Origin of the sequence: Streptomyces sp. NPDC059785 (genome assembly GCF_042732375.1) — a bacterium.
GTDB lineage: Bacteria > Actinomycetota > Actinomycetes > Streptomycetales > Streptomycetaceae > Streptomyces.
In genome coordinates, this window is the sequence record NZ_JBHWHV010000014.1 from 114640 (window position 1) to 130596 (window position 15957).

Annotated in this window: 16 protein-coding genes; 8 read left to right on the forward strand and 8 right to left on the reverse strand. The window is 71.0% G+C overall.

What is annotated here, in order from left to right; all coding sequences use genetic code 11:
- Positions 1-12: 12 nt before the first annotated feature.
- Together ACFV6E_RS13775 and ACFV6E_RS13780 are read right to left on the reverse strand one after the other, a co-directional pair.
- A complete protein-coding gene (locus ACFV6E_RS13775; protein ID WP_385461471.1) occupies positions 13-2070 on the reverse strand; it encodes a M13 family metallopeptidase in 2058 nt (685 codons plus the stop codon).
- Between the two features lie 37 nt (positions 2071-2107).
- Positions 2108-4234, reverse strand: a complete 2127-nt coding sequence (locus ACFV6E_RS13780) for a GTP-binding protein (protein WP_385461474.1) — start codon at positions 4232-4234, stop codon at positions 2108-2110.
- A gap of 293 nt (positions 4235-4527) precedes the next feature.
- Here ACFV6E_RS13780 and ACFV6E_RS13785 point away from each other — a divergent pair, with 293 nt between their 5' ends.
- The 3 genes from ACFV6E_RS13785 to ACFV6E_RS13795 all read left to right on the forward strand — a co-directional run bounded on the left by ACFV6E_RS13785 (position 4528) and on the right by ACFV6E_RS13795 (position 6276).
- A complete protein-coding gene (locus tag ACFV6E_RS13785; RefSeq protein WP_385461476.1) occupies positions 4528-5064 on the forward strand; it encodes an amidohydrolase family protein in 537 nt (178 codons plus the stop codon).
- 80 nt (positions 5065-5144) lie between these two features.
- Positions 5145-5771 (forward strand): dihydrofolate reductase family protein, encoded by a 627-nt coding sequence (locus ACFV6E_RS13790; protein ID WP_385461478.1) that lies wholly within the window; start codon positions 5145-5147, stop codon positions 5769-5771.
- 331 nt (positions 5772-6102) lie between these two features.
- Positions 6103-6276: a hypothetical protein gene (locus ACFV6E_RS13795; RefSeq protein WP_385170173.1), complete on the forward strand. Its 174-nt coding sequence runs from the start codon at positions 6103-6105 to the stop codon at positions 6274-6276.
- A 75-nt stretch (positions 6277-6351) separates the two neighbouring features.
- Here the strand turns inward: ACFV6E_RS13795 and ACFV6E_RS13800 are convergent, their stop codons facing one another.
- Positions 6352-6705, reverse strand: a complete 354-nt coding sequence (locus ACFV6E_RS13800; protein WP_385461480.1) for a hypothetical protein — start codon at positions 6703-6705, stop codon at positions 6352-6354.
- 116 nt (positions 6706-6821) lie between these two features.
- Complete coding sequence (locus ACFV6E_RS13805) at positions 6822-7139, reverse strand: hypothetical protein (RefSeq protein WP_385170167.1); 318 nt, start codon at positions 7137-7139, stop codon at positions 6822-6824.
- Positions 7140-7235: 96 nt separating this feature from the next.
- Here ACFV6E_RS13805 and ACFV6E_RS13810 point away from each other — a divergent pair, with 96 nt between their 5' ends.
- From ACFV6E_RS13810 to ACFV6E_RS13820, 3 genes are read left to right on the forward strand one after another with little or no spacing between them, the layout of a single operon-like run.
- Positions 7236-8093 carry a LysR family transcriptional regulator gene (locus tag ACFV6E_RS13810; RefSeq protein ID WP_385461483.1) on the forward strand — a complete coding sequence of 286 codons (858 nt, stop codon included), beginning with the start codon at positions 7236-7238 and terminating at the stop codon, positions 8091-8093.
- A 41-nt stretch (positions 8094-8134) separates the two neighbouring features.
- Positions 8135-8542, forward strand: a complete 408-nt coding sequence (locus tag ACFV6E_RS13815) for a hypothetical protein (RefSeq protein WP_385461486.1) — start codon at positions 8135-8137, stop codon at positions 8540-8542.
- Positions 8543-8544: 2 nt separating this feature from the next.
- Entirely contained in the window at positions 8545-9570 is a 1026-nt protein-coding gene (locus tag ACFV6E_RS13820) for a WD40 repeat domain-containing protein (RefSeq protein ID WP_385461489.1), read from the forward strand.
- On the opposite strand, the gene ACFV6E_RS13825 is transcribed toward ACFV6E_RS13820, so the two are convergent.
- Both ACFV6E_RS13825 and ACFV6E_RS13830 read right to left on the reverse strand, forming a co-directional pair.
- Complete coding sequence (locus ACFV6E_RS13825; RefSeq protein ID WP_385461491.1) at positions 9564-11330, reverse strand: SpoIIE family protein phosphatase; 1767 nt, start codon at positions 11328-11330, stop codon at positions 9564-9566. The genes ACFV6E_RS13820 and ACFV6E_RS13825 overlap by 7 nt on opposite strands.
- A 317-nt stretch (positions 11331-11647) precedes the next feature.
- Complete coding sequence (locus tag ACFV6E_RS13830; RefSeq protein ID WP_385461494.1) at positions 11648-12661, reverse strand: DUF6215 domain-containing protein; 1014 nt, start codon at positions 12659-12661, stop codon at positions 11648-11650.
- A 74-nt stretch (positions 12662-12735) separates the two neighbouring features.
- Between ACFV6E_RS13830 and ACFV6E_RS13835 the strand changes: the two genes are divergently transcribed.
- A complete protein-coding gene (locus ACFV6E_RS13835) occupies positions 12736-12867 on the forward strand; it encodes a hypothetical protein (protein ID WP_385169652.1) in 132 nt (43 codons plus the stop codon).
- Between the two features lie 45 nt (positions 12868-12912).
- Here the strand turns inward: ACFV6E_RS13835 and ACFV6E_RS13840 are convergent, their stop codons facing one another.
- A complete protein-coding gene (locus ACFV6E_RS13840) occupies positions 12913-13716 on the reverse strand; it encodes an OBAP family protein (protein WP_385169655.1) in 804 nt (267 codons plus the stop codon).
- Between the two features lie 490 nt (positions 13717-14206).
- Between ACFV6E_RS13840 and ACFV6E_RS13845 the strand changes: the two genes are divergently transcribed.
- Positions 14207-14725 (forward strand): DinB family protein, encoded by a 519-nt coding sequence (locus ACFV6E_RS13845; protein WP_385169658.1) that lies wholly within the window; start codon positions 14207-14209, stop codon positions 14723-14725.
- Between the two features lie 32 nt (positions 14726-14757).
- On the opposite strand, the gene ACFV6E_RS13850 is transcribed toward ACFV6E_RS13845, so the two are convergent.
- A complete protein-coding gene (locus tag ACFV6E_RS13850; RefSeq protein ID WP_385461497.1) occupies positions 14758-15795 on the reverse strand; it encodes a LysR family transcriptional regulator in 1038 nt (345 codons plus the stop codon).
- Positions 15796-15957 lie beyond the last annotated feature (162 nt).

Genomic DNA, 15957 nt, shown 5'->3' on the forward strand with positions numbered 1-15957 from the left:
CTCAACCGGTGGTCACCAGATGCGTACCCGGTCCGCGGGGTCCAGCCACAGGGCGTCCGTCTCGGTCGTGGCGAACGCTTCGTGGAACTCGTCCAGGTTGCGGACGATGTTCGCGCGGAACTCCGCCGGAGCGTGCGGGTCGATGGCGAGGCGGCGCTGCTGGTCCTCGAGGCGGCTCTTGAAGCGCCAGCAGTGCGCCCAGTTCATGAAGAGCGTGCGCGAACCGCCCGTCCCGGCCGCGGTCCGCGCCGCGTCCTCGCCCCCGCCGAGCGCGATGAGGTAGGCCTTGTGCGCGATGGTCAGTCCGCCGAGGTCGCCGATGTTCTCCCCGACCGTCAGCGCCCCGTTGACGAACTGTCCGGGCAGGTCACGCGGCGAGAACGCGTCGTACTGTGCGACCAGCGCCTTGACCTTGACCTGGAAGGCGTCCTTGTCGGACGGGGCCCACCAGTCGTTGAGGTTGCCCGCGCCGTCGTACTGCGCGCCCTGGTCGTCGAAGCCGTGCCCGACCTCGTGGCCGATCACCGCGCCGATGCCGCCGTAGTTCTCCGCGAGGTCGCCGTCAGGGGAGAAGAAGGGCTCCTGCAATATGGCGGCGGGGAAGCAGATCTCGTTCGTGCCCGGGTTGTAGTACGCGTTCACCGTCTGCGGCAGCATGAACCACTCGTCGCGGTCCACGGGCGAGCCGATCTTGCCGAGCTCCCGGTCCGTTTCGAAGGCGGCCGCCGCCTGCGCCTTGCCGAGCAGGTCGCCGTCGGTCACCCGCAGCGCGGAGTAGTCACGGAAGCGGTCCGGATAGCCGATCTTCGTACGGAACGTGGCCAGCTTCTCGTAGGCCCGCTCCTTGGTGGCCTCCGTCATCCAGTCCAGCCGCGAGATCGACTCCCGGTACGCCTTGAGCAGGTTGCCGACCAGTTCGTCCATCATCGCCTTGGAGGCCGGCGGGAAGTGGCGTGCGACGTAATCCTTGCCGACCGCCTCACCCATCGCGCCCTGGACGAACTCCACGGCCCGCTTCCACCGGGCCCGCAGCTCCGGGGTGCCGTTGAGGGTGCGGTCGTAGAACTCGAAGCCGGTCTGGACCATGTCGTCCGACAGGTACGGCGTGGCGGCGCGCAGGACCCGGGCCGTCGTCCAGTCGCGCCACTGCTCGATCGGCACCTCCTCGAGCAGCGCCGACAGATGCCTGAGATAGGACGGCTGCCGGACCAGGGTCTCGGCGATGGTCGCGTCCGAGCCGCCCAGCGCCGCGATGTACCCGTCCCAGTCGAAGGCCGGGGCGAGCGCGACCAGGTCGTCCCGCGAGGTGAGGTTGTAGGTCTTCTGCACGTCACGGGTCTCGGCCCGCTCCCAGTGGCCGGCGGCCAGCCGGGTCTCGATCCCGAGCACCGTCCCGGCGGCGGCCGCCGGGTCCTCGTGCCCCGCGAGCCCGAACATCTTGGTCAGGTACGCGACGTACTTCTGCCTCACCTCCGCGAACTTCTCCTCCCGGTAGTACGACTCGTCCGGGAGCCCGAGCCCGCCCTGCGTGACGTTGACGATGTACCGGTCCGAGTCACGGTCGTCGGCGTTCACATAGAGACCGAAGAGGCCCGAGCCGCCGGTGCGCTCGAAGGCGCCGAGGAACGCGGCCAGCTCCCGGGCATCCCGCAGCTCCGCGACCGCCCGCAACTGCGGCCGTACGGGATCGAGACCGGCGGCGGCCACGGCCGACTCGTCCATGAAGGCGGTGTACAGCGCGGCGATCTTGCGCGCCTCGTCGGCGGTGACGGCGTGGCCGCCGGCGTCACCGGCCTCCGTCTCCGGGGCTGTGCCGGCGTCCGTGGCCGCACCTGCGTCGGTAGCCGCACCCTCGTCCGAGGCCGTCGCGGCCTCCTCCGCGATGTTCTGGATGATCGCCTTGACCTGGACTTCGGCGGTCTCCACGAGCTGGACGAAGGATCCCCAGCTCGACCGGTCGGCCGGCGGCTCGGCCGTACGCAGCCACTGGTCGTTGACATGGCCGAACAGATCGTCCTGCGGTCGGATCTCGGAATTCATGCCCGCGCGGGCACCGTCAAGAATGCTCATCGGAACAGCCTAAGAGGTCGTTCCCCGTCAGCGGCTCTCACGCGTAGTGGTCCAGGGCCGACTCCAGGACGCCCTGACCGTGCGTGGTGCCGTGCAGAGCTGCCCGCAGGGTGCTGACCGCGGCCGTCCGTACCGTTCCGGTCACCACGGTGAGCCGGTCGCCGGTGCGCGGGGCGTCCGGCACCGCGCCGTGCCGGGCCAGCAGGCCCAGGACGGCGGAGAGGGTGTCCGCCGGGATCTCGACGGTGAAGCGGTCGACCGGCTCGCAGACCGTGGTGCCCGCTCGCCGGACGGCCTCCCGCACCACCTGCTCGGTCGTGTGCCGTACGTCGACGGCGCGCGGCCCGGCCGGGGGATAGCCGCTGTCGGTCACCGTGATCCGGAGATCCGTCACCGGCCAGCCGTGCGGGCCGGAGCTGAGCGGTTCGGCGATGTGGTCCGACAGCGCCGCCCGGAATCCGTCCATGGTGGCGTAGACGTGCAGCGGCAGCCCGGACCGCTCCGCCGCGATGACCAGCTCGACTCCGCTGCCGGGCGCGGCGGGCTCGACACGGACTCCGAGCGTGAAGCGGTGCAAGTGCCCGGGATCGCCCATGCGCAGCACCGCGCTCCCGGTGCTCGACGGCCGCTCGACGCACATGACGGTGGTGTCGCGGAAGTCGGTGTCGATGCCGAACTCGGTGGCCAGCGTCTGGGCCAGGACCTGCTGCTGCACCTCGCCGTAGATGCTGATGCGTACCGCGCCGCGGTCGGGCCGGATGGCGATCAGCGGATCGATGTCGGCCAGCTCGGTCAGCGCCCGGTGCAGATCGCCCTGCCGGGCGGGGTCGCGGGCGACCACTCGCGTCTCGAATCCCGGCGCGGGCAGCGCGGATTGCTCGGGTGGAGCGGACTGCGCGGACTGTGCGGACTCTGCGGTGCAGTCCGGCACGGGTGGCACCGTCTGCGCGGCGTGGTCCGGCACGGGCAGCGCTGTCCGCGCGGCCAGGTCCGGCACGCGTGGCGTCGACTGCGTGGCGGCCTCCGGCCAGGCGCCGCTACGGTTCCCGGTCCAGTCCCCGATGCAGTCCCCGATCCGGGCGCCGTCCAGGCCGCGGACCCGGGCGATCTGCCCCGCCACCGCCCGATCGCGCCGCACCGGCCCGCCGGGCTCGTAGACCTGGAGGTCCGTCACGGTCGCCGAGCGCCCGCCACCGAGTGGTACGCGGTCGCGTACCCGCAGCACCCCGGCGCGCATCCGCACCGTGCACTGGCGTCCGCCGCCGGAGGACCGCTCGACCTTGAAGATCTGCGCCGACAGCGGGGCGGCGGGGTCGCCGGCGGGTGGCGGGAGCAGCCGGACCACCGTCTCGATCAGCTGGCCGACTCCGACACCCGTACGCGCCGATCCGAACACGACCGGGTGGACGGTGCCGGAGCGCGTCAGCCGGCCCAGCGCCGTGTGCAGGTGCCGCCGGCCGACCGGCCGACGCTCAGTGATCCACTCCTCCAACAGCTCGTCGTCATGGGCCGCGAGCTGAGCGGTCATGTCCTCCGCCACCGCCGGATCGTCCCGGTCGAGCGGTAGGGCCTCGGCCTTCGCGGTGCCGGGCTCCCGCACCCGGCCGAGCGGGACGACCGCGGGACTCAGCCGGTACCGGATCTCGTCGAGGACCCTTGCGGGCGCGGCACCACGCCTGTCGATCTTGTTGATGAACATGGCCACCGGTACGCCCAATCGTCGCAGTGCCCGGTACAGCACGACGGTCTGGGCCTGCACACCCTCGACGGCGGACAGCACCAGGACCGCGCCGTCCAGAACCACCAGCGACCGGTCGACCTCGGCGATGAAGTCCGGGTGGCCGGGCGTGTCCACGAGGTTGACGGCGACGTCGCCGACACGGAAGGCCGCCACGGCGGAACGGATGGTGATGCCGCGCTGCCGCTCCAGGGCCAGGGTGTCGGTCTGGGTCGTACCCGCGTCCACCCGGCCGATCCGGTCGATGGCGCCACCGGCGTGCAGGAGCGCCTCGGTCAGGCTGGTCTTTCCGGCGTCCACATGGGCCAGGACGCCCAGGTTGAGCCGGCGTGGGGCGTCGGCTCCGGCTGCGGACGCGTCACGCCGTGCGGCGTCGCGTTGTGCGGCATCACGATGTGCTGCTGTCGCTGAGTTCGGATGTTCCATGGCTCCTCGTGTGCAGGTCGGCGGTTGCGGGGCACACGAGTTCGCGCATGGCGGTTTCCGTTCTCTTGGCAGTCAGCAGCTTGGCTGACGGCAGTCGGGACCTGTCGGTCGATCAGATCCGGGTTGGACATCCGGACACCGGGATACTTCAGCGGCCGCCGCCACGCTGTCAACGCGTTTTCGTTCGTGCTGGGTCCGTGAACGCGTCCTCGCACTCAGTCGCTCAGCCGGTCGGCCGCTCAGCCGGTCGACCTCGCCGTCACCCTGACCGGCCGGCTCCTGGAGGTGTCGACTTGAAACGCTCGCCCGTACCGTTACGCGTCGCAGCCGCGGCCCCTGCCGCTCTCGCCGTGCTCACCGCCTGCGGCGGCGGGGGTTCCGCCGCTTCGTCCGGCGGCACCGCACGTGACGAGGCCACGGCTGCGCTCGACCTCGCCGTACCTTCGGCCGTGTTCGCCCCCGAGGAAGAGGTGGCCACGTACGCGGTGGGGAAGGCGGGGCTGATCACCGAGGGAACGAAGCGCGGCCTGCCGCTGGGCCGGATCGCCGCGCTGACCGCCTGGAACCCGGCCCGGCGCTACGGGCTGCACACCAAGGGCCGCCTCGCACCGGGCTTCGACGCGGACCTCGCCCTGGTCGACCCCGGCCGTACCTGGACCGTACGCGCCGCGGAGTCGGAGTCGGCGCAGGAGTACACCCCGTTCGAGGGCTTCGAGTTGACCGCCCGAGTGACCGACACCTTCCTGCGGGGCCATCACGTCCTGCGCGCGGGCAAGGTCACCGGCGAACCGGCGGGCGACCATCTGCACCGCTCGGCCGCACCGGCCTGATCGGCTCCGCTGCGGGTCGCGATGAGTTTCGCGGCGTCCGGCAGTCGTACTGTCGAAGCCATTGCCGAGGAGGTCTTCCGATGCGCAGCGTGACCTATTCGATGAGCGTCTCACTCGACGGCTACATCGTCGGACCGGACGGCGGGTTCGACTGGTCGGAGCCCGACGAGGAGGTCTTCCGCTTCGCCACCGACGAGGTGCGAGGGCTCGGCGCCCACCTGATGGGACGACGGCTGTACGAGACGATGCTGTACTGGGAGACCGCCGAACAGGACCCGGAGCTCGGCGACTTGGAGCGCGAGTTCGCCGCGATCTGGAACCCGCTGCCGAAGGTCGTGTTCTCCAGCACGCTGTCGGCGGTACAGGGCAACGCGCGCCTCGCCTCCGGCGGCCTGGCTGAGGAGATCGAGCGGTTGCGGGCCGAGCCGGGGGAGGGGGACATCGCGATCGGCGGCGCGACCCTCGCCGCCGAGGCGGCCACGTTGGATCTGATCGACGAGTACCGCGTCAGGGTTTACCCGGTGCTCGTCGGCGGAGGCATCCCCTTCTTCCCCCGACACGAACGCCGAGTGGACCTCGAACTCGTGGAAACCCGCACCTTCAGCTCGAAGATCGTCCACCTCTGCTATCGGATGGCGCGTCAGGGCCGGTCGCGACAGTTTCTCGGCCGGGGCCGGGGCCGGGGTGGCGAAGAGGGGAATCCGTAAAGGGAGCCGCTGGACGGCGAAATGCGGACATGGACGGGGGCAGTCGAGGCCAGGTGCGTCCATCCCGCCATCGCCGCCCTGTGCGGACGAGCGGCACGGCAGGATCTGCCTCTGCTCGGATGCGTCGACCCCTGCGACGACACGGTGTTCAACCGGTCGCAGCTCAAAGTCCTCGTGCCGGAGCTCCGGGCCTTGGCGTCTCAGAGCCCTGCTCGTCACCGCGACCCTGACGGCCGCGGTGGGTGCCGTGCCCGCCTCCGCGAACGCCACCGCCGCCCGGTCCTGCGCACCCATCAGCGTCCTGTACGTGAGCTTCTAGGACGGTACTCCCGTGCATTCGACGCCCGCCGGCAGTTCCCCGGTCATCGCCACCATCCTCGACCACTACCGTGCGGTCGACGCGTCCTGCATCAGCAATGCCGGCCTCCAGTGGTGGCGTATCGGGGTGGGCTCCGGGAACGGCTATGTGTACGGCTATATGTACGGCGGCTACCGGATCGGCTGACGGGCGGCCACGGGCGGTGTGTCCGTCGGCACACCGCCCGGTCGCCGTCAAGTCCTGGCGCCCTGGTGCACCGCCTCAGCGGAACTCGTGGATCACCTCGATCTCGCCGACGATGTGGGCGTTGAAGTCGTCGAGCTCCTCGGCCGGGACCCAGAGCTCGAGGATCGTCCGCCCGCCCGCCTGCTGGACGGGGTAGCGGCGTACGAAGTCCGACTCGACCTCGAAACGGGTGACGAAACCGGCGCCGTCGTGCTTCACGTTCCAGTCCCGCGCGATCCTGATCGCGTAGTCCTCGTCTAGAACCGGGTAGAAGATCGGCTGCTCGGGGAGCCGGGGCGGCCACGCACGCCGGCCCAGCTCCCGGACCAGTTCCAATTCTTTGGGACCGGTGGGGCGCCACAGGGTCGTCGTCGCCGGCCGGCTGGTCATGTGCATCGCGCTCTGATCGCTCTCCGAACGTGGGCCGCCGACTGGTACGGCGGGCCAGGAAAGCGGACGGTACCGGCACGGCGGACCCGGCGGCCACGCGGTTTCGTGAGGGGTGCTCAGGCCAGCGGCTCGTGGTTGACCCAGATCGCCTTGTACGGGTGGCGGCTCTGCCAGCGCTTGATGAGGTCGGCCGTGCCGGGCATGGTGAAGGTGGCGTTCAGGGCGTCGAGGTCGGCGAGGCGGAGCTGGACGACGGCGCTGGCGACGGCCACCGGGGCGTGGTCGTCCCCCGGGACGCGGATGTGGTGGCGGGCCGCGAACGACTCGACCGGTCCGAAGCCCATGACGAGCTCCTCGAGTTCCTTGAGGTACTGGTCCAGCTCATGTGCGGGAATCGGAGTGTCGAACGCGACGATCATCGTGTGGTCAATCATGACCTCAGTGAACAGGCACTTCGCCGCACGCGTCCAAGATCCATCGGTTCTCGATCAATGCCTGCCAGGAATGGATCGGACGGTAGCCTTCACGGTATGGCCGAGCTGGAGACCCGCGAGCTGGAGTACTTCGTCGCCGTCGCCGAGGAACTGCACTTCGGTCGCGCCGCGGCCCGTCTGACGATCGCGCAGCCCGCCCTGTCCAAGGCGATCCGGCGCCTGGAATCCCGGATCGGAGTGCGGCTGCTCGAGCGCTCCAGCAGGAGCGTCGCGCTCACCCCCGCCGGAGAGGCACTTCTGCACCACGGCAGGTACGCGCTCGACGCCGTCGGCGCGGCTGCCGAGCAGGCCCGCCGCGCCTGCGACCAGCAGGGCCGTCTACGTCTGGTGATCAAGCCCGGCGGTGACGCGAACCTCCTGTCCGGCATCCTGGCCGCCTACGCCGGCCGGCCCGACGCCCGCCAGGTGGACATCCTCTTCGGCGGAGCCACCGACCGCGCCGACCACGTCCGCGACGGCCGCGCCGATGTCGCCCTGCTGTACCGGCCGTTCGACGACATGACCGGCCTCGACCACGAGACCCTGACGGTCGAGGGACGTGTCGCGATCCTGCCGCCGGACCACCGGCTCGCCGCCCGCTCGGAGGTCACCCTCGCCGACCTCGCGCAGGAGACGCTGCCACGCTGGAAAGGCGTCCGCTGGACCGGAGCGCCCGAGGCCAGGCAGGGTCCCGAGGTCACGGACGCGGCCGAAGTCCTGCACATGATCAGGCTCGGCCGTACCATCGCGATCCTGCCCCGCTCGCTCGCCCGGCCCGTCCACCCCGACCTGGTCTACCTGCCCGTGACCGACGCCCCCAACAGCGAACTCGTCCTCGCCTGGGCGCACGACGACCGCCGCCGCCTGATCGCCTCCTTCGTCGCCGCCGCCACGGACGCGGCGGCAGCCGCATAGAGCGACATGGAACCGCCCGCAATCCGAATCGGGGGAGATCCGTGGACCGTCGTCCGGTGAAGCTCGTCCTGGACGTCCTGCTCATGCTGCTCGGAGCGCTGCTGGGGATGGCGGCCAACTACGCCACCAGTGAGACGGATCATGTCCCGTGGCCACTGCGCCTGTTGCGCGAATGGTCGGTGCCCCTGGTCGTCATCGTGCTCCTGCTGCTCGTCGCGGGACAGGTCTGGCTGCACTTCCTGGAGCGACCCGCCGCGATCAGGCGGACGTGGACGTCCTCGCAGCCGCCGTACCCCGGCCTCGAGGCGTTCACCGAGGACGACGCCGGCGTGTTCTTCGGCCGCGACCGGGAGATCAGGGACCTCGTCGGCAGACTCAACCCGTCCGCCCCGGCCCGTGCGCACCGGTTCGTAGCGCTGATCGGTCCCTCCGGACGTGTGCCGAGCTGACCGTGCTGACCGGACACGAGCTGCCGGTGTGGGGTCTGGTCTGGTCACCCGGTCCCCGGCAGCGGCTCGCCGGCGCATCGGACGACGGCACGGTCCACGTCTGGTCCCTGACCGCCGACGGGCGGTTCCTGACGCCCGGCGGGCGCAGTATCGAACTGACCGGCCACCGGGCCGGTGTCTCTGCAGTCGCCTGGTCGCCCGACGGCCGCCGTCTCGTGTCGGTGTCGGAAGACCGCACGGCCCTGATCCGGGACATCGCCGAAGCGGAGGAAACGGTACGGGCGGGGGAGGCGCCGCAGGCCCGGAAGCTCACCGCGCCCGCACCGCTGAACTGCGTGGCATGGTCCCCGGACGGCCGCCGCATCGCCGCCGGGGACGACGACCGCGCCGCTCGTCTCTGGGACGTGGACACAGGTGAGGAAACATCGCTGACCGGCCACACCGACGTCGTCAACGGCATCGCCTGGCACGGCCACCGCATCGCCACCTTCTCCCGCGACCGGAGGGTGGCCCTGTGGGACGCCGTCCCGACCGGCAGCCAAGTCGGCACCCTGCTCGGCCATGGCGACTCGGTCCAGAACGTCTCCTGGTCACCCGACGGCACTCGCCTCGCCACCGCATCCCAGGACGGTACGGCCGTCGTCTGGGACGTCGATCGGAACTCCGCGGTGGCCACGCTGGAGCACGAAGGCCCTCTGTCCGACCTGGCCTGGTCACCCGACGGGCGCCACCTGGCCACCGTGTCGTGGGACCGTACCGTACGCCTCTGGGACCCGGACGACGGCCGCGAGCTGGCCGTCGTCGGGGTCCATGACGACCAGGTCAACGGGCTGGCATGGCATCCGGACGGCTCACGCCTGGCCACCGTCTCCCGCGACCGCGGCGTAAGGATCTGGGAGCCCACCACCGACATGGAAGCTCTGCTCAGGCGCGCTCGTGCCCGGGTCTTCCGCCGCCTCACCGACACGGAACGCCGCAGCTTCCTGCTGCCGACGGCAACCCGGGCGGGAGCCGGTACCGGTCACTGATATTCCGCTCGGCCGGCCGCGGGGAAGGGTGCGTCCCCGGCGTCGGGGATCCTGAGCGCCAGCAGGGCGACATCGTCGTCGTTGTCGTGGGGGCGGACCTGCTTCAGCAGCGTGTCGCAGAAGGAGTCCAGCGGGCGGTGGGCGAGGGCTGCGGCGTGGCGGCGTAGCTGGTTGAGGCCGTGGTCGATGGGATGCTGGGGCGTTTCGACGAGGCCGTCGGTGTAGAACAGGACGGTGGCCCGGGGCGGCACGACGGTGTGGGCGTCGGGCCGGGGCCTGGTGGCGCCGGTGCCGAGGAGGATGCCGTGGGCGTCGGCGAGGTAGCGGGCCTGCCCGTCGTGGGTGATCAGCAGCGGGGGAGGGTGACCGGCGTTCGTCCAGTGCAGACGCCACCGTCCCTCGGCGTCGAGGTCGAGTTTGGCCATGATCATGGTGGCCATGGGGACCTCGGCGATGTGCTTGACGGCCTCGTCGAGCTGGGTGACGACCTCGCTGGGCGTGGCGTCGGGCCGGGACCAGGCGAAGGCTCTGAGCATGTTGCGGAGCTGCGCCATACCGGCCGCGGCGTCGAGATCGTGTCCGACGACGTCACCGATGGCCAGGGCGTGGACGTGGTCGGTCAGCGCGAAGGCGTCGTACCAGTCACCGCCCACGGAGGAGGCGTCCGGCGAGGGCACGTAGCGTGCCGTCATCTCGGTCCCGGGCACGGTGGGGAGCTGGGGCAGCAGATGACGCTGCATGGTTTCGGCGACCTTGCGCTGGCGCTGGTAGAGGCGGGCGTTGTCCAGGGCCAGGCCCGCCCGGCGGGTGATGTCCTCCAGGAGCGGCAGGTCGGCGCCGGTGAACGCGTCGGGGCGCAGGGAGCGGCCCAGGGTCAGCGCTCCGAGCACATCGCGCAGGCCCCGGATGGGCGCGATGGCGGCGGAGTGCATGCCGGTCGTCACGAACAGCCGCCGCTGTTCGACCGCGATACCCGAATCGGGCGGGCCCTGATAGGTGGCGGGCCCGGCCAGGGAGGAAGCGGCGCCCCGCAACGCTCTCGACAGAGGCATCGGGGACTCCGCGGGCACCGGCGGCATGGGGCCCTGCAACCCCTCGCGCTGGGCCAGCACGCCGTCTGTGTGCTCCACCACCAGGGCACGCCGTACCTCGTCCCGCTCGGTGATCAGGTCGATCACCGCCCAGTCCGCGAGCCGGGGCACGGCCAGGGCCGCCAGCCGGTGCAGCGCCTCCTCCACGTCCAGGGTGGAGGTGAGCTGGGTGGTCGTCTCCGCCAGCAGGGCCAGGCGGTCCAGCTCCGTCAGGGGTGACAGGTGTCCGCCGTCGCCGTGCGACGGGGCCTGGCGGGCGTCGTAGAGCAGCACGAGGGCGCCCGCCTCCGCCTCCGACGCGATCGCGTACGGGGAGACCAGCCAGGACAGCCGGCGGACGGTGCCGTCGTCCCGTGCGAACCAGTCGTCCTCGCCGTGCCCGGTGCTGCCCGTGAGCAGCACTTTCCTCAGCTCGCAGCGCGTACGGGGCAGTGCCTGCCCGTGACTGTCACGGTGCAACAGGTCATGCGCGTCCTCTCCCACGAGGTCCTTGAGATGCCTGCCGAGCAGGACCTGTGCCGCCGTGTTCGCCGTGAGGACGAGCCCGTCGTTGTCGACCAGCACGGCGGCGGCCCGAAGGTTCTCCAGCGGTTCGTGCCGCAGGGCTTCGTACGACGCGTGCCGTACGTGCTCGGGGGTGCCTTCTGGGCCGGTGTCGGTGGCGTTCATGTCAGTCCTCGAAGAGGTGGCCTGTTACGTGTCGATGAGACGGAGACCAAGACACTAGGTGATCAGCCGTCGCCCTCGTGCCACGGCGCACGCGCCCCGGGCTGCCGACAGCAACGCCTGTGTGACCGTGTGCGGTGAAATCAACGCCGAACCTCATGACCGGGGCCGAGCCCTGTGACCGGGACTGTATCCAACACCGTCACAGTGCCACGCTGCGCAGGCGGAAAACGGCGAGAGCTCGTTTTTCTCGCGGCCGAGGACTTCTCGGCGTGTCGCCGAGGACTACTCGGCGTGTCAGCGAGCGGCGGACGGCCGGCTCACAGACTGTCGATCGTCGGGAAGACCTTCTCGGCGATGTCGAGGAGGACCTGGTCGTCCGGGAGGGTTCCGGACGTGCTCCAGACGGTTATCTCGCAGTAGCCGCCCCGGTCGTCGTGGTCGAGGGCCACGGACAGTGTCCTCGCCAGGGGGCCTTCTTCGACCGGTCCGCCGGACGCGCCGCCGCCGAGATCGATCTCCAGCTTCATGGTGTGGTCCGAGGAGAGGACCGCGGGCCGACCGAGCACCGTGAGCGTCCTGACGTCCCGCTCGTCCCCGTACTTCATCAGCTTCACGTACTGGGCGGTCGACAGCTCGTTGTACGTGGCCGAAGCGTGCACGGTGTACGTGTCGAACGTGACCTCGGCCTCCGGCTGCGCGATCTTCCCATCGGTCAGGGGAGCGGTGTTGCTGGTGGCGGAAGCGCCGGTCGCGGTCTCTTCGGGCGTTCCGAGAAGCTCGGCCAGGTCCGGCCGGTTGAGCGCCTCGCACAGCTCCGCACCGGTCACGGGCCGGGGCTTCTTCCGGTAGACCGACGGCAGCTCGTCCTGTTCTCCGCTCGGACACGAGACGGTGTGCGCGGTGCTGTCGTCGGACGGCATCAGGCGCGGGGCCAGCCAGAACACGGCCGCGAGCCCTCCGACCAGGGCCACGGCGGCGAGGGCCTGACCCCACGCGTTGGGCTCTTTTTCGGAGGTGCGTGCCGGGTCCGGGCTCGGCTGCGGCTCGGTGGCGGCGGGCTCGGTGGCGGCGGGCGCGGCTTCGGCGGGTTCGGCTGTCGGTCCATCCGCGGAGGCCGTGGAAGTCCGGTTCCGGCGGGCACGCAGGGCCTTGACCACCGTGTGGACGCGTACGGCGGTGCCCACGAGGAACACCAAGCCGATGACGGCCGCGACTCCCTCGTGATCGCGGATGGCGAGATACATGATGCGTACGCCGAAAACGGACCCGACCGCAATGAGCAGGGGCTCGCGCACCCAGAACGGCAGGAGACGCATGACGAAACCGAGCATGCGGTGATCACATCAGGACCAGACCAAGTTCGCCGTGGTGGAAGCCACAATTCCGGGCACATGTGCGCGCGTGCGTGCCCGTGCGTGCCCACGCGGGGCTTGCCGAGCCCGTCGTCGGCATCGGCGTGGCGGACTTCGGCCCCACCGCCGCGGACTACGAGCGGCGGTGGGGCGTCAAGACCGAGCGGGCAGGCCAGGACGGCTGACCGCCGGGGCCGACGGGCCTGAAGCCCGGAGGTCCGCGGCGACGGTCAGCGCTTGAAGTCCATTTCCTCGATGCGCGTCTGCACCGTCCGGCCGCTTTCCCAGGCGTTGGCGCCCGCCGCCACCTCGGGCGTGGCGATGTCCGCCCGATTCTGCCGCTTGTGGGAGGTGGAGATGCCGAGTCGCTCGTCCCGGGCCCGGATCATCTCGTCCGAGGCCTGCCCGTCCTCGGTGAAGCCCATCATCAGTTGCGGAATCCCGTAGGGGAAGTCGTCACGGTCGTACTGCCAGGTGTGGAACGTCTTCCCGTAGGTCGTCACGAGGTCCTCGAAGTAGGCGTGTTCGGCCAGGTCGGGGATGCCCGGAGCGGTGAGGGTGCCGGATTTCACCTCGTAGTGGTGGCTGTGCCACAGGCGCTTCTCGTCCTCGGGCAGGGCACGGAAACGCTCCTCGCCGACGATGTACTCGATGCCGATCAGCCGGGCGTCGGCCGCGTTGCGGTCGAAGATCACGCACTGGTGCAGGTCGTGCTGGAGATGGATGCAGAAGTGCGTGGCCTCGACCTGCCGGCCCATGTCGTCGGCGTACATGTGGAAGCCGTTGAGATAGGTGCTCATCGCGTCGATCGGGTACTTCGGCTGCATCGCGCCGGCCGCCAGATCCAGCGCGCGGTGCTTGAGCGGGTGCCCCTTGCCGACCTTGCCGACCTTGCCGATCGTGGCCGCCTTGCGGCCGAACAGCAGGCCCGCAGCGGCCGTCGCTCCGGCAACGGCGCCGACGCCCGCGCCGATGACCGCGGCCCGCCCCCGCCCGGAACCGAGGGTGCGGTACGTGCCATGTATGAGTGCCATGGGCGACGGGTGCCCGACGCCCGCGGACCGTAACGGCCTGAGTCGGTCAGCCGCCCGACGGGCCTCGGGCCCTCAACGGGGGGCGCGGATTGATGACCTCTTCGGTACGGGCGCGGGCGGCGACACCTGACACGCGAAGGCACGCGAAGGCGCGTGAGTCACGGAAGGCGCGCGGGGTCACGAGAAGGCGCGCGGGCACGTGAAGGCACGGGGGCACGTGAGGCACGGGGGCACGTGAAGGCACCCACCACGACGGGGGATGCATGGTGGGTGCCGCGGCCAGTGTGGCACGTATGCCGACAGGACGAGCGCCTTCCGCGTACCGTGGCGCGTCCGAATGCGAGGAGGGACACGAGCGGCACGCCCGAGGCCGTCGCCCCGCCCCTCGTACCACCGGCATACGCCATGCCGAACGCGGCGAACAGACCGGCCCGCGGCAGGCGGAATACCAAGTGGATCACCGCGCCCGCTCTGGATTAGCGTCCGCCGCATGACGACCGGTACGCCCGAGCCTTCCGACACCCTGACCGACCCGCGCGAGCTCCTGTTCGCCTATCTCGACTACTACCGCGACGCGCTGCTGCGGAAGCTCGACGGCATGTCCGAGCAGGACCTGCGCACCAGCAGGCTCGCCTCCGGCTGGACTCCGCTCGCCCTGCTCAAACACCTCGCGTTCGTGGAACGGCGGTGGCTGCGCTGGGGGTTCGCCGCCGAGCAGGTGGATCCTGTCTGGGGCGAGACCGACCCCGAAACAGGGAAGTGGACCGTCTCCGCGGACGAATCGACGCAGGAGATCAGAAACCTCTTCCTGGACGAATGCGCGCGCTCCCGCGCGATCGCGGCCGGCGCCGGGCTCCACGAAGCGGCCCGGAGCGGCGGCGGCTTCAACCCTCCGGACCACCGTCCCACCCTGAGCTGGATCCTGTTCCACATGCTCCAGGAGTACGCGCGACACGTCGGCCAGCTCGACGTGGTCCGCGAACTCGCCGACGGCGCCACCGGCGAATAACCGACCGGTCAACCGATCCACCGATTCACCGGTCAGAACGGGCTGTGGGGGCGGCTGCCGGGCTTTCTCCCGCCGTCGTTGGCCGTGAGCCAGCTCGACAGTTCCTGGACGGCCGCGTCGATCTCGTCGTGCGCGTAGTGGTCGGGGTCCCAGCCGGCGTACAGGGAGATGGCCAGGGGATGGCCGCCCTGGCCGGTCAGGGCGCGGGCGCACAGGTCGAACTGCGGGTGGTCGACGACGACGCAGACGCCGTGGCCCGCGGCCGCCAGGGCCTGGGCCATGGCCTCGGACTGCGGCTCGAAGGCGGGCCGGAGCGGGGTGCCCTGCTCGTACAGGGCGGTGTCGAGGGTGCGCCGCACGGCGCTGGCGCGGCTGCTGACGATGACCGGGTGGTCGAGCAGGCTCGCCAGTTCCAGGTCGCCGGGGCCCTCCTGGGCCAAGGGATGGGCGGCGGGTATCTGCGCGCTGATCCGACGGCCGCCGAGACGCCGCGCGGCCATGCCGCCCGGCGGCGGGCTGGTCGAGATGCCGATGTCGACGTCCCCGGCCCGCAACCGCTCGTACACCTGGTCCGGCTCACAGCCCCGGGCGTCGGCGAAGGGGCCGCCCAGCTCGGCGACGAACGGGGCCACGAGGTGCGTGATGGTGGAGTTGGGGCAGGCCACGCGGAAGTGCAGCGGGCTCTGCCCTGAGACGGCCTGAAGCAGCTCCGTGCCCCGGGCGGCGCGCAGGGTGAGGTCCCTGGCGACGGGCACGAAGCGGCGTCCGGCCGCCGTGAGCTGGACCCCCGCGCCGGTACGGCGGAGCAGCTCCGCACCCAGTTCGCGTTCGAGGGAGCGCAACTGCCGGGAGATCGAGGGCTGGGCGACGTGCACGCGCGCGGCGGCGGCCGTCATGGAGCCGGTGTCGACCACCGCCAGGAAATACCGCAGGACCCGCAGTTCCATCGTGCCTCGTGCCTCCGTTGTATCGCCGCCGAGCCGCCGAGCCGCCGAGCCGCCGAGCCGCCGAGCCGCCGAGCCGCCGAGCCGCCGAGCCGCCGAGCCGCCGAGCCGCCGAGCCGCCGTCATGCCTCCGAGGCATCGCTGTGCAGCTTAGAAGGTACTGGACCGTATGGCCGGTGAGCCACGAAACTATGGCCGACCGGACAACACCGTTCGAACGGGCACCCGCAGCGTCGCGGTCAGCGCAGGGCGTTTCGCCGCCCCGCACCGCACGCAGGTCGAATCCGC